Source organism: Streptomyces sp. NPDC089799, from assembly GCF_040684755.1.
GTDB lineage: Bacteria > Actinomycetota > Actinomycetes > Streptomycetales > Streptomycetaceae > Streptomyces.
The window spans coordinates 111,195-124,005 of record NZ_JBFBGR010000001.1; the positions used below are offsets into that span (position 1 = coordinate 111,195).

General features: G+C 72.5%; 10 protein-coding genes. 6 read left to right on the forward strand and 4 right to left on the reverse strand.

Translation table 11 applies throughout. The features are described 5' to 3' along the window. Window positions 1-75: 75 nt before the first annotated feature. Together AB0O36_RS00415 and AB0O36_RS00420 are read left to right on the forward strand one after the other, a co-directional pair. Window positions 76-1,641 (forward strand): RNA polymerase sigma factor, encoded by a 1,566-nt coding sequence (locus AB0O36_RS00415; RefSeq protein ID WP_365101855.1) that lies wholly within the window; start codon window positions 76-78, stop codon window positions 1,639-1,641. A gap of 123 nt (window positions 1,642-1,764) precedes the next feature. Further along, on the forward strand, window positions 1,765-2,589 hold the full coding sequence (locus AB0O36_RS00420; RefSeq protein WP_365101858.1) for a serine protease: 825 nt from the start codon (window positions 1,765-1,767) through the stop codon (window positions 2,587-2,589). A 130-nt stretch (window positions 2,590-2,719) separates the two neighbouring features. Here the strand turns inward: AB0O36_RS00420 and AB0O36_RS00425 are convergent, their stop codons facing one another. Beyond that, a complete protein-coding gene (locus tag AB0O36_RS00425; protein WP_365101860.1) occupies window positions 2,720-2,950 on the reverse strand; it encodes a hypothetical protein in 231 nt (76 codons plus the stop codon). Window positions 2,951-3,403: 453 nt separating this feature from the next. Between AB0O36_RS00425 and AB0O36_RS00430 the strand changes: the two genes are divergently transcribed. The 3 genes from AB0O36_RS00430 (at window position 3,404) to AB0O36_RS00440 (ending at window position 7,735) form a co-directional block, all read left to right on the forward strand. Then, window positions 3,404-5,524 carry a DNA topoisomerase IV subunit B gene (locus AB0O36_RS00430; RefSeq protein WP_365101862.1) on the forward strand — a complete coding sequence of 707 codons (2,121 nt, stop codon included), beginning with the start codon at window positions 3,404-3,406 and terminating at the stop codon, window positions 5,522-5,524. A gap of 127 nt (window positions 5,525-5,651) precedes the next feature. Further along, window positions 5,652-6,146: a DUF485 domain-containing protein gene (locus tag AB0O36_RS00435; protein ID WP_365101865.1), complete on the forward strand. Its 495-nt coding sequence runs from the start codon at window positions 5,652-5,654 to the stop codon at window positions 6,144-6,146. Then, window positions 6,143-7,735, forward strand: coding sequence for a cation acetate symporter (locus AB0O36_RS00440; protein ID WP_365101867.1), 1,593 nt, complete (start codon window positions 6,143-6,145; stop codon window positions 7,733-7,735). Before AB0O36_RS00435 ends, AB0O36_RS00440 begins: the two co-directional genes overlap by 4 nt. 48 nt (window positions 7,736-7,783) lie before the next feature. Here AB0O36_RS00440 and AB0O36_RS00445 read toward each other — a convergent pair whose 3' ends face one another. The 3 genes from AB0O36_RS00445 to AB0O36_RS00455 all read right to left on the reverse strand — a co-directional run bounded on the left by AB0O36_RS00445 (window position 7,784) and on the right by AB0O36_RS00455 (window position 11,546). Continuing rightward, window positions 7,784-8,500, reverse strand: coding sequence for a response regulator (locus tag AB0O36_RS00445; protein WP_365101870.1), 717 nt, complete (start codon window positions 8,498-8,500; stop codon window positions 7,784-7,786). Then, the gene (locus tag AB0O36_RS00450) at window positions 8,497-10,092 is read right to left on the reverse strand and encodes a sensor histidine kinase (protein ID WP_365101873.1); all 1,596 of its coding nucleotides are present in this window, start codon (window positions 10,090-10,092) and stop codon (window positions 8,497-8,499) included. The genes AB0O36_RS00445 and AB0O36_RS00450 overlap by 4 nt, the downstream gene beginning before the upstream one ends. 224 nt (window positions 10,093-10,316) lie before the next feature. Continuing rightward, window positions 10,317-11,546 carry a citrate synthase gene (locus AB0O36_RS00455; RefSeq protein ID WP_365101876.1) on the reverse strand — a complete coding sequence of 410 codons (1,230 nt, stop codon included), beginning with the start codon at window positions 11,544-11,546 and terminating at the stop codon, window positions 10,317-10,319. A gap of 69 nt (window positions 11,547-11,615) precedes the next feature. On the opposite strand from AB0O36_RS00455, the gene AB0O36_RS00460 reads away from it, so the two are divergent. After that, a complete protein-coding gene (locus AB0O36_RS00460) occupies window positions 11,616-12,800 on the forward strand; it encodes a citrate synthase/methylcitrate synthase (RefSeq protein ID WP_365101879.1) in 1,185 nt (394 codons plus the stop codon). Window positions 12,801-12,811: the final 11 nt, after the last annotated feature.

A 12,811-nucleotide genomic window follows, 5' to 3' on the forward strand; every position in this document is an offset into this window, starting at 1 on the left:
CGTCGGTGGTCGTCGGCTCCGGTCCAGCACCTGACCGGGGTCGGAAGCCGTTTCCATCGTTCCGAGAGGTTGTTCGTGTCGGCCAGCACATCCCGTACGCTCCCGCCGGAGATCGCCGAGTCCGAGTCTGTGATGGCGCTCATCGAGCGGGGCAAGGCCGAGGGGCAGATCGCCGGCGATGACGTGCGTCGGGCCTTCGAGGCTGACCAGATTCCGCAGACCCAGTGGAAGAATGTTCTCCGCAGCCTCAACCAGATCCTTGAGGAAGAGGGTGTGACGCTGATGGTCAGTGCCGCGGAGTCCCCCAAGCGCAGCCGCAAGAGCGTCGCAGCGAAGGCTCCGGCCAAGCGGACGGCGACCAAGACCGTCGCGGGCAGGACGAGCGCCGCCCCGGCCGCCGCCCCGGAGGAGACGCCCGCGGCCCCGGACGCCGCCGCCGAAGCGACGGCGGACGAGCCCGGAACCGAGACCGCGCCCGTGAAGAAGGCCGCGGCGAAGAAGACGGCTGCCAAGAAGGCCGCCCCCGCCAAGAAGACGACCGCCAAGAAGACCGCGGCGAAGAAGACGGCGGCCGCGAAGACCGCCGACGAGCCCACCGACGAAGAGCCGCTGGAGGACGCCGCCGCGGGCAAGGGGGGCGAGGAAGAGGAAGAGACCGGCGAGGCCAAGGGATTCGTCCTGTCCGACGATGACGAGGACGACGCCCCCGCCCAGCAGGTCGCCGTGGCCGGCGCCACCGCCGACCCGGTCAAGGACTACCTCAAGCAGATCGGCAAGGTCCCCCTGCTCAACGCCGAGCAGGAGGTCGAACTCGCCAAGCGGATCGAGGCGGGCCTGTTCGCCGAGGACAAGCTGGCCAACTCCGACAAGCTGGCGCCCAAGCTCAAGCGCGAACTGGAGATCATCGCCGAGGACGGCCGCCGCGCCAAGAACCACCTGCTGGAGGCCAACCTCCGCCTCGTGGTCTCCCTGGCCAAGCGCTACACCGGCCGCGGCATGCTCTTCCTGGACCTGATCCAGGAAGGCAACCTGGGCCTGATCCGCGCCGTCGAGAAGTTCGACTACACCAAGGGCTACAAGTTCTCCACCTACGCCACCTGGTGGATCCGGCAGGCGATCACCCGCGCCATGGCCGACCAGGCCCGCACCATCCGCATCCCGGTGCACATGGTCGAAGTGATCAACAAGCTCGCCCGCGTCCAGCGCCAGATGCTCCAGGACCTCGGCCGCGAGCCCACCCCGGAGGAGCTGGCCAAGGAACTCGACATGACCCCCGAGAAGGTCATCGAGGTCCAGAAGTACGGCCGCGAGCCCATCTCCCTGCACACCCCGCTGGGCGAGGACGGCGACAGCGAGTTCGGTGACCTGATCGAGGACTCCGAGGCGGTCGTGCCCGCCGACGCCGTCTCCTTCACGCTTCTGCAGGAACAGCTGCACTCCGTGCTGGACACCCTGAGCGAGCGCGAGGCGGGCGTGGTCTCCATGCGCTTCGGCCTCACCGACGGGCAGCCCAAGACGCTGGACGAGATCGGCAAGGTCTACGGGGTCACCCGTGAGCGGATCCGCCAGATCGAGTCCAAGACCATGTCGAAGCTGCGCCACCCGTCGCGTTCGCAGGTGCTGCGCGACTACCTCGACTGAGGTCCCGCCCGTCCGGGTCCGAGGACGCCGGAGGGGGCGTACGCCGGTGGCCGCGCGGGTGCGCACGGCCACCGGGCATTCCACTCTGGGTGGAGTCACATCCACCCAGAGTCAGGAGGCCTCATGCGTCGTCCCATCGCCCGTGTTCTGACGGGCGCACTGACCCTGGCGGCAGGAGCGGCCGCCATACCACTGGCCCAGGCGCCGCGGGCCGCCGCGGACGGGGTGGTGATCGGAGGCAGGCCGACCATGGTCGCCGACAGTCCCTGGGTGGTCGCCCTGTCCAGCCGTGACCGGTTCGGGGGTACGCGGGCGGGCCAGTTCTGCGGGGGTGTGATCGTGGGGCCGACCAAGGTGCTGACTGCGGCGCACTGCCTGGGCCGCCAGGTGCTGGGCGGCCCCGTCGAATCCGTGCGCGATCTGCGGGTGATCACCGGGCGGACCGAGCTGCGGGCCACCGAGGGCCGGGAGATAGCGGTGCGCGGGGCCCGGGTGAACCCGGCGTACGACGCGGTGACGAACGCGGGGGACCTGGCCGTCCTGGAGCTCGAAGAGGCCGTGCCGGTGGACCGTGTGCTGCCGCTGGCCGGGGCCGGCGACCCCGGCTACGCCGCGGGAGCCGCGGCCTCGGTGTACGGGTGGGGCGACACCACGGGGTTTGGTGACTATGCGTACGGGCTCCGCGTCTCCGAGGTGACCGTGCTCGCCGACGAGGTCTGCCGGGAGGCATACCCCGGCGACGCGGACGGACGGTACCTGGAGGACTCCATGGTGTGCGCGGGGGACAAGGCGGGCGGCAAGGACGCCTGCCAGGGCGACAGCGGCGGTCCGCTGGTGGCCGGGGGCCGGCTCATCGGCCTGGTGTCCTGGGGGCGCGGCTGCGGCCGCGCGGACAGTCCCGGGGTCTACACCAAGATCGCGCCGTTGGCCGGCTTCGTGGCCGGCTGAGGGCGCGGTCGGCGGCACGCGACCCGTCGCGGGTGGAAATGAGGACGGGCGGTGCCCCCTGGATCTCAGGGGTACCGCCCGTCGACCGGCCTGGCCGGTCCTGGCTCGTCGGGATGCGAGGGGTCAGCGCTCAGCGTTCCTCGGTGTCGGCATTGGCCGGAACGGCCGTGAGCCGCTCAGTCTCATCCTGTATGTCCGCGGCGATCTTCCTGAGTTCCGGCTCGAACTTGCGTCCGTGGTGGGCGCAGAAGAGCAGTTCACCGCCGCTCATCAGGACGACGCGCAGATATGCCTGGGCGCCGCAACGGTCGCATCGGTCAGCGGCCGTCAGCGGGGTCGCGGGGGTCAGAACAGTAGTCACGTCGCCTCTTCTCTAGCTCGACGAGCTGTCGTACCAGGGTCAACATCCAACCAGGCCGAAAACGTTCCCGCTCGCGGCTTTTCCTCGAAACTTCCTTCCGAAGCTGGCCGGCTGCTGCCGGTTGGCGGCGAAGGAGCCGTATTGCGTTGCTTTACGGTTTCGCGTTGTTTGTCGTTGCTTGTCGTCGTCGCATGGGGTCTCGTCCTCCCCGGCGGGAGTGCCGGTTGTTCATGAGGACGTGCCCGAACCCTAAATGGTTCATGCGCGGAAGGGAACGTGATGTTTGCTTCACCCCATCGGGGGATCGAACATCCGTACGGTTCTGCATTAGGCTGATGAACCGCGAGGGTGGCGTTGCACCGGCTCTACCAGGCATCGGTACCCTCTGACGGGCAACGAGCCAACCCTGGGCCCGAACGGGCCGGAAAAGAAATTCAGCGAGGAGCGAACTGCGTGACCGCCGACACGTCCGTGCCTTCCAACGCGCTGCTGACCGGAGCGGACCGGGACGGCTCCAACTACACCGCGCGGCACCTGCTCGTCCTCGAAGGTCTCGAGGCCGTCCGCAAGCGCCCCGGAATGTACATCGGTTCCACCGACAGCCGCGGCCTGATGCACTGCCTCTGGGAGATCATCGACAATTCCGTCGACGAGGCCCTGGGCGGCTTCTGCGACCACATCGAGGTCGTGCTGCACGACGACGGCTCGGTGGAGGTCCGGGACAACGGCCGGGGCATTCCGGTCGACGTCGAGCCCAAGACCGGCCTCTCCGGTGTCGAGGTCGTCATGACCAAGCTGCATGCCGGCGGCAAGTTCGGCGGCGGCTCCTACGCCGCCTCCGGCGGTCTCCACGGCGTGGGTGCCTCCGTCGTGAACGCCCTCTCGGCCCGTCTCGACGTCGAGGTCGACCGCAACAGCTCCACCCACGCGATCAGCTTCCGCCGCGGCGTCCCCGGCATCTTCACCGAGCAGGGCCCGGACAGCCCGTTCGACCCGGGCAACGGCCTGCAGAAGATCAAGCGCGTCCCCAAGGGCCGCACCGGCACCCGGGTCCGTTACTGGGCCGACCGGCAGATCTTCCTCAAGGACGCCCGGCTCTCCCTGGAGACGCTCTACCAGCGCGCCCGGCAGACCGCCTTCCTGGTGCCCGGCCTGACCCTGGTGGTCCGCGACGAGCGCGGCATCGACGGGGCCGGCAAGACCGAGGAGACGTTCCGCTTCGACGGCGGCATCAGCGAGTTCTGCGAGTTCCTGGCCCAGGACAAGGCCGTCTGCGACGTGCTGCGGCTGACCGGCCAGGGCACCTTCAAGGAGACCGTCCCGGTCCTGGACGACCGCGGCCACATGACCCCCACCGAGGTCACCCGCGAGCTCGCCGTGGACATCGCCCTGCGCTGGGGCACCGGGTACGAGACCCAGCTGAAGTCCTTCGTCAACATCATCGCCACCCCCAAGGGCGGCACCCACGTGTCCGGATTCGAGCGCTCGGTCGCCAAGACGGTGAACGAGGTGCTCCGCTCCGCCAAGCTGCTCCGCGTCGCCGAGGACGACGTCGTCAAGGACGACGCCATGGAGGGCATGACCGCGGTCGTGACCGTCCGGCTGGCCGAGCCGCAGTTCGAGGGCCAGACCAAGGAGGTGCTCGGCACCTCGGCGGCCGCCCGGATCGTCGGCCAGGTGGTGGCCCGGGAGCTGAAGGCGTTCCTCACCTCCACCAAGCGGGACGACAAGCAGCAGGCCCGCGCCGTGATGGAGAAGATCGTCGCGGCCGCCCGGACCCGTATCGCGGCCCGCCAGCACAAGGAGGCCCAGCGTCGGAAGACGGCCCTGGAGACCTCCTCGCTGCCCGCCAAGCTGGCCGACTGCCGCAGCGACGACGTCGAGCGCAGCGAGCTCTTCATCGTCGAGGGGGATTCCGCCCTCGGTACCGCCAAGCTCGCCCGGAACTCCGAGTTCCAGGCCCTGCTGCCGATCCGCGGCAAGATCCTCAACGTCCAGAAGTCCTCGGTCTCGGACATGCTCAAGAACGCCGAGTGCGGGGCGATCATCCAGGTCATAGGGGCCGGCTCGGGCCGCACCTTCGACATCGACCAGGCCCGCTACGGCAAGGTCATCATGATGACGGACGCCGACGTGGACGGCTCGCACATCCGCACCCTGCTGCTGACCCTCTTCCAGCGGTACATGCGGCCGATGGTCGAGGCCGGCCGCGTGTTCGCCGCCGTACCGCCGCTGCACCGGATCGAGCTGGTCCAGCCCAAGAAGGGCCAGGACAAGTACGTGTACACGTACTCGGACAACGAGCTCCGCCAGACGCTGCTGGAGTACCAGCGCAAGGGGATCCGCTACAAGGACTCCATCCAGCGGTACAAGGGCCTCGGCGAGATGGACGCCGACCAGCTCGCGGAGACCACCATGGACCCGCGGCACCGCACCCTGCGCCGGATCAACATCGGCGACCTGGAGGCGTCTGAGCAGGTGTTCGACCTGCTCATGGGCAACGAGGTCGCCCCCCGCAAGGAGTTCATCACCAGCTCGGCGGCCACCCTGGACCGTTCGCGCATCGACGCCTGACCCGCTCCGGAGGGCTTCGCTCCATCACCTGATGGAGTGAAGCCCTTCGATACCCCAGTCCGGAATGAGTCCTTCCGTCCATCCTTGGGGCACTCGGCCACAGCGGCCGCGGGCAAGGGAGAGCTCGGTGGACAAGGACGACGGTCGCGATGCCGGAACGATCCGGCTCGACGACCCCTGGTACGACGCGCCGGCCACCGGCTGGGGCGACGAGGGCGGCGACGAGATCGGGCGCACGGGCGGGGAGTCCGGCCCGGGCCCGGACCCGACCGGGGAGCAGCCGGCCCGGACGGCGGCCGACATCTACCTGGAGGTGCAGCGCAGCCCCGCCTTCCAGGAGGTCCGCCTCCGGTACCGCCGCTTCGTGGTCCCCGCGACCGCGGCCTTCCTGCTCTGGTACGTCGCCTACGTGGTCGCCGCCACCGCCGCACCCGGCCTGATGGCGCGTCCGGTGTTCGGCACGGTCAACGTGGCGCTGCTGGCCGGACTCGGCCAGTTCCTCAGCACCTTCCTGCTGACCTGGGCCTATGCCCGGCACGCCCGGCTGCGCCGGGACCGCGCCGCGCTCGACCTGCGGTGGACGGTGTTCGACGAGGAGCACGCCCGAGGAGCCGGCCGGTGACCGCCGAGCACCAGACCCTCGCCCTGGTCCTGTTCAGCCTCTTCATCGCCGTCACCCTGGGCATCACCACCTGGGTCAGCCGCCACCGGCAGGGCTCGGCGGAGGAGTTCTACGCGGGCGGCCGGCTGTTCTCCCCCCTGGAGAACGGTTTCGCCATCGCGGGCGACTACATGTCGGCCGCCTCCTTCCTGGGCATCTCCGGCCTGATCGCGCTGTTCGGCTACGACGGCATGCTGTACTCGGTGGGCTTCCTCGTCGCCTGGCTGGTGGTCCTCTTCCTGGTCGCCGAACTGGTCCGCAACTGCGGCCGGTTCACCCTCGCAGACGTGGTCGCCGCGCGGATGAGCGAACGGCCGGTCCGGATCGCCGCCGGAGCCTCCTCCGTCACCGTCTCCGTGCTCTACCTGGTCGCGCAGATGGTCGGCGCGGGCAGCCTGGTCGGCCTGCTGCTCGGCAGCAGCGGTGCGGCCGCCCGCACCTGGACGGTGATCGGCGTCGGCGCCCTGATGGTGTTCTACGTGTCCTTCGGCGGCATGCGCGCCACCACCTGGATCCAGATCGTCAAGGCCGTGCTGCTGATGGGCGGCGCGATCGCCCTCACCGTGCTGGTCCTGCTCCGCTTCCACGGCGACTTCGGCCGCCTGCTGGCCGGGGCCGCCGACCGCAGCGGACACGGCGCGGCCTTCCTCGGGCCGGGCCTGCGCTACGGCGGCGACTGGACGGCGCGCTTCGACTTCATCAGCCTCGGGCTGGCCCTGGTGCTCGGCACCGCCGGCCTGCCGCACATCCTGTCCCGCTTCTACACCGTGCCGACCGCCCGCGCGGCCCGCCGCTCGGTGGTCTGGGCGATCGCCCTCATCGGCGGTTTCTACCTGATGACCATCGTGCTGGGCTTCGGGGCGGCCGCCCTGATCGGCCCGGACGCCGTGCGGGAGTCCAACGCCTCGGGGAACACCGCCGTACCGCTGCTCGCGGCCTTCCTGGGCGGCGGGGCCGAGTCCACCGGGGGCGCCGTGCTGTTCGCCCTGGTGGCCGCGATCGCGTTCGCGACGATCCTCGCCGTGGTCGCGGGCATCACCCTGGCCTCCTCCGCCTCGGTGGCCCACGACCTGTACGCCTCCCTGCGCCGGCGGCACGCCAAGCAGCGCAGCGAGGTGGCGGTGGCCCGGCTGGCCGCGGCCGGCATCGGGGCGGTGGCGATCGGCCTGGGGCTGCTGGCCCAGGACCTCAACGTGGCCTTCCTGGTCGGGCTGGCCTTCGCCGTGGCGGCCTCGGCCAACCTGCCGGTGCTGCTGTACTCGCTGTTCTGGAGCCGGTTCACCACGCGGGGCGCGGTGTGGTCGGTCTACGGCGGACTGGTCCCGGCCGTCCTGCTGGTGCTGGTCTCGCCGGTGGTCTCGGGCAGCCCGGGCGCCCTGTTCCCCGGTGTGGACTTCCAGGTCTTCCCGCTGCAGAACCCGGGCATCGTCTCGGTCCCGCTGGGCTTCCTGACGGGCTGGCTCGGCACCGTGACCTCGCGCGAGGCCCCGGACCCGGTGAAGTACGCGGAGACGGAGGTCCGCGCGCTGACGGGGGCGGGGGCGGTGTGAGTCGTATGGTCGGTGTGCCCGGTGTGAGTGGTGTGCCCGGCGCGGGCCTCAGCCGGCCGGGATCCAGGCGTAGCGGTGTTCGGGGCGGCCCGTCTCTCCGTAGCGGAGGGTGAGCCGGACCCGGCCCGCGCGGTCCAGGAGCTTGAGGTAGCGCTGGGCGGTCTGCCGGCTGATCCCGGCCCGGTCGGCGATCTGCTGGGTGGAGAGCGGGCCGTCGGCCGTACGGAGCACCTGCCGGACCAGTTCGGCGGTGGTGGGGGAGTGGCCCTTGGGGAGGTCCACCGGTCCGGCGGCGCCGGCCAGGGTCCCGAAGATCCGGTCGACCTCTGCCTGTTCGGCCTCGCCGCCCCCGTCCAGGGTGCGCCGCAGGGCCGCGTACGCCTCCAGCTTGGCGCGCAGCCCGGCGAAGGTGAACGGCTTGACCAGGTACTGGAGGGCGCCGAGCCGCATGGCCGACTGGACGGTGGCCAGGTCCCGGGCCGCGGTCACCATGATCACGTCGGTCTGCCGGCCGAGCTGACGCAGCCGGCGTACGAGGTCCAGGCCGGTCCCGTCCGGCAGGTAGTGGTCCAGCAGCACCAGGTCCACCGGGTGCCCGCCCAGGAACTCCATGGCGTCGGCCGCGGAATGCGCCTGCCCGGACACGGTGAAGCCGGCGACCCGTGCGACGTAGGCCGCGTTGATGCGGGCGACGTGCACGTCGTCGTCCACGACCAGGACCCGGATCGGCCCGGCGTGCGTCGCTCCGCCCGTGCCGCCGGTCATCTCAGGGCCTCCGGGAGCACCACGGAGAACTCCGCCCCGCCGTCCGCGGCCTCGCCGGCCCGGGCGCTGCCGCCCTGCCGCTCCGCCAGCCGGCGGACCAGCGCCAGCCCCAGACCGCGCTCCCGGTGGGCCCGGGGCTGCTTGGTGGACCAGCCTTCGGTGAAGATCTCCTCACGGCGCGCGGCGGGAACCCCCGGCCCGCTGTCGCGCACCCGCAGGACGGCGGTGCGGCCCTCCGCGCGGAGCTCCACCTCGACCCGGGCGCCCTCCGATCCGGCCGCCGCGTCCAGGGCGTTGTCCACCAGGTTCCCGAGGATGGTGACGAGGCCGCCCGGGTCCGCCAGCCGGTCCGGCAGGAGGGTGGAACCGGCCAGCCGCAGGGCCACCCCGCGCTCGGCGGCGACCGTGGCCTTGCCCACCAGGAGGGCGGCCAGCAGCGGGTCCCGGACCTTCTCGGTGACCTCTTCGGCGGTGCTCCGGTGCACCCCGGCCACCTCGGTGACGTACTGCACCGCCTCCTCGTACAGCCCGAGTTCCAGGAGTCCGACGAGGGTGTGCAGCCGGTTGGCGTGCTCGTGGTCCTGGGCGCGCAGGGCGTCGATCAGGCCGCGGGTGGAGTCGAGCTCGCGGCTCAGGTGCTCCAGTTCGGTGCGGTCGCGCAGGGTGGCGACGGCACCGCCGTCCTCGGTGGGCATCCGGTTCGCCACCAGCACCCGGGGGCCGCGTACGGCGACCAGGTCGTGGCCGGTGACCCGGCCGGACAGCACGTCGGCGGTGCGGCCGGGGCCGAGCACGTCCGCGACCGGGCGTCCGGTCAGGGCGTCGGGGTCGAGGCCGAGCAGCCGGGCCGCCTCGTCGTTGACCAGCCGGACGCGGCCGGCGGGGTCGAGGGCGACCACGCCCTCGCGGATCGAATGGAGCATGGCCTCGCGTTCCGCCAGCAGTCCGGAGATATCGGAGAAGGCCAGGTCACGGGTCTGTCGATGGATCCGGCGGGAGATCAGCCAGGCGGCCAGCGCGCCGACGGCGAGTGCGCCGCCCGCGTGCGCGAGCAGGCCGGGGATGGCGCCGAGCAGCCGGTCCCGGACGCTGTCGTAGGCGATCCCGACCGAGACCGCGCCGACGATCTCCCCGTCGGCGGCGAGCAGCGGCACCTTGCCGCGGGCCGAGCGGCCCAGGGTGCCCTCGTCGATCTCCATCACGTCGTGGCCGGCCAGGGCCCGGCCCGGGTCGGTGGAGACGGGCAGGCCGATCCGGTCGGGGCTCGGGTGGGAGCGGCGGATGCCGTTCCGGTCGAGGACGACGACGTACTCGGCGCCGGTGGCGCGGCGGATCCGCTCGGCGGCGGTCTGCACGGGGCTGTCCTCGGTGGCCGCGGAGTCCAGCAGGCCGGCTGCGACGGCAGGGTCGGCGGCGGTGCTCTGGGCGATGGCGAGGGCGCGGCGCATCGCCTGGTCGTCCAGCTGGGCGCTGAGCGGTGCGAGGAACAGTCCGGTGGCCAGCACGGCGACCCCGGCGGCGATGGCCAGCTGGGTCAGCAGGATCTGGGAGACCGCGCGCCGGGGGAAGCGGAGGGTGCGCCGTGTGCTCATGGCGGTCCACGGTAGCCGCGCCGGCTCCGGGGCGTGCGGCCGTGCCGGCTCGGGGTGCGCCGGGTGCCGCCGGTCCGGCGGGAGGCGCCGTTTCCCCTCCCCGCCCTTTCCCGAAACCGGGGCTCCGCCCCGGCTCGGGGGCTACCCCGTTCGTACCGGCCTGCGGGTGGGTGGGGGCCGGTCGCGCAGTTCCCCGCGCCCCTGGCATCTCGCGCCCCTTGCGTTCAGGGGAGGGGGCGGGGTGGGCGGGGGCCCGTGTACTGGCCGGTGGGGCGCATGCGGAGGGGGCGTTCGCCGTATTCCTCCAGGGCGTGTGCGATCCAGCCCGCGGTGCGGGCCACCGCGAACACGGTCTCGCCGGCCTCCGCGGACATGCCGTAGGACACGGTCAGCACGGCGAGCGCGAGGTCGACGTTGGCGTGCAGGCCCCGGCCCTGGCGGGCGGTGACCGCCACGACCTCCCGGGCCGCGGCCAGCGCCGGGGCGGCGGGCTCCAGTCCGGCGAGCCGGGCGAACAGGGCGGCGGCGCGGGGGTCCTCGCCCTGGTAGAGCCGGTGCCCGAGGCCCGGCACCCGGCGGCCGGTCCTCAGGTGGTCCGCGACGACGGGGGCGGCCCCGCCGCGCTCCAGCACGTCCAGCAGCATCCGGTGCGCCAGCGGTCCGGCACCTCCGTGCAGCGGGCCTTCGAGGGCGCCGAGTCCGGCCGAGACGCAGGCGTACGGGTGGGCCCGGGCCGAGGCCGCTACCCGGACCGCGAGCGTGGAGGCGGCCAGGTCGTGGTCGGTGAGCAGGGCGAGCGCCAGGTCCAGGACGCCGACGGCGGCGGGGTCACGGTGGAGTCCGGTGAGCCGTGGCCAGAGCTCCGCGGCCAGGCCGGCCGGTCCCTCCCCGGCGTCCGGCGGCTCGGTGCCGAGGATCGGAAGGGCGCCGACCAGCGTCGGGATCAGGCCGCGGGCCGCGCCGAGCACGGAATCCTCGGACAGGTCGAACCGCAGCGGGTCCGCGACCGCCGCCGCGGCCGTCGCCACCCGCAGCCGGTCCACCGGCCCGCTGTGGTCCGGCAACGCGGCCACCGCCCGCCGGGCGGCCGCCAGCAGCCCGGGCGGGGCCGTGAAGCGGATCCCGAGCTGCAGCCGCCCGGTCCACAGCCACTCGGCGACCTCCTCGTAGCCGTGTCGGCCGGCCAGCTCCACGGCGTCCACCCCGCGGAACCAGTAGCGGTCCGGCTCGATGAGCGTCAGCGCGGTGCGCACGGACAGCTCGCCGGACGGGGCGGCCGCCTCCCGGCGGTTCCGCCGGGCCAGTGCGGCGACCTCGGCGGCGTCGAAGGTGCTGCCCCGGCCGACCGGCTCGCGGCGGCTGCCGAGCAGGCCGCGGCTGACGTACGCGTACACCGTCGCCGGTTTCACGCCGAGCAGTTCGGCGGCCTCGCGGGTGGTGAGCCGGTCGTTCATATGTCCACCCTACATATGTTGATTGAATCAAGATTGACGAGGACTCCATCAAGCATGGATGGTCGACTCATGAATACCACCGTGAACGCCACCGCTGCCACCGCCGGCCAGACCGAGGTCATCGCACCCCGCGGACTCGCGGGCGTCGTCGTCACCGAGACCGCGCTCGGTGACGTCCGGGGCCGCGAGGGCTTCTACCACTACCGCCAGTACTCCGCCGTCGAACTGGCCGAGCGGCGCAGCTTTGAGGACGTCTGGCACCTGATGTTCCGGGGCACCCTGCCCGGCCCCGCCGAACGGGCCGCCTTCGCCGCCGAGCTGGCCCCGCTGCGCCGCCTCCCCGGCGACGTACGGGCGGCGCTGCCCGCCCTCGCCCGGTCCACCGCCGCCTCCGGACCGCTCGCCGGACTGCGCACCGCGCTGTCGCTGCTCGGCGCCTCGGCCGGGTTCCGCCCGCTGTACGACCTCGACCCCGAGCGCCGGGCCGCCGACGCGCTGGCCGCCTGCGCCGCCGTACCCACCCTGCTCACCGCCCTGCACCGGCTCGGACGGGGCCTGGAGCCGGTGGAGCCGCGCGAGGACCTGCCGTACGCCGCCAACTACCTGTACATGCTCACCGGCGAGGAACCGGACCCGGTCAGGGCCCGGGCGGTCGAGCGCTACCTGATCTCCACCGTCGACCACGGCTTCAACGCCTCCACCTTCACGGCCCGGGTGATCGCCTCCACCGGGGCGGACGTGGTGGCCTGCCTCACCGGGGCGATCGGAGCGCTCTCCGGCCCGCTGCACGGCGGGGCGCCCAGCCGCGCCCTGGACACCCTCGACGCGATCGGCACCGCGGACCGGATCGACCCGTGGATCCGCGAACGGGTGCGCGCCGGGGACCGGATCATGGGGTTCGGCCACCCCGTCTACCGGACCGAGGACCCGCGCTCCCGCATGCTGCGCGAGGTCGCGCGCGGTTTCGGCGGGCCGCTGGCCGACTTCGCCGTGGAGGTCGAGGAGCGGGTCGAGGCGATCCTCGCCGAGCTGAAGCCGGGCCGCGAACTGCACACCAACGTCGAGTTCTACGCAGGGGTGGTGATGGAGCTGTGCGGTCTGCCGCGCGAGATGTTCACCCCCACCTTCTGCGTGGCGCGGGTGGTCGGCTGGAGCGCCAACGTCCTGGAGCAGGCGGCCGACTCGAAGATCATCCGCCCGGCCGCCCGCTACGTGGGCCCGACCCCGCCGCAGCCCGTTCCGGCGGCCGGCTGACTACGATCGTC

What these genes read in the sequence shown, in the direction of transcription:
- AB0O36_RS00460 (WP_365101879.1), top strand. Translation starts at nt 11,616, where the DNA reads ATGAATACCACCGTGAACGCCACCGCTGCCACCGCCGGCCAGACCGAG.
- AB0O36_RS00450 (WP_365101873.1), bottom strand. Translation starts at nt 10,092, where the DNA reads ATGAGCACACGGCGCACCCTCCGCTTCCCCCGGCGCGCGGTCTCCCAG.
- AB0O36_RS00445 (WP_365101870.1), bottom strand. Translation starts at nt 8,500, where the DNA reads ATGACCGGCGGCACGGGCGGAGCGACGCACGCCGGGCCGATCCGGGTC.
- AB0O36_RS00455 (WP_365101876.1), bottom strand. Translation starts at nt 11,546, where the DNA reads ATGAACGACCGGCTCACCACCCGCGAGGCCGCCGAACTGCTCGGCGTG.
- AB0O36_RS00420 (WP_365101858.1), top strand. Translation starts at nt 1,765, where the DNA reads ATGCGTCGTCCCATCGCCCGTGTTCTGACGGGCGCACTGACCCTGGCG.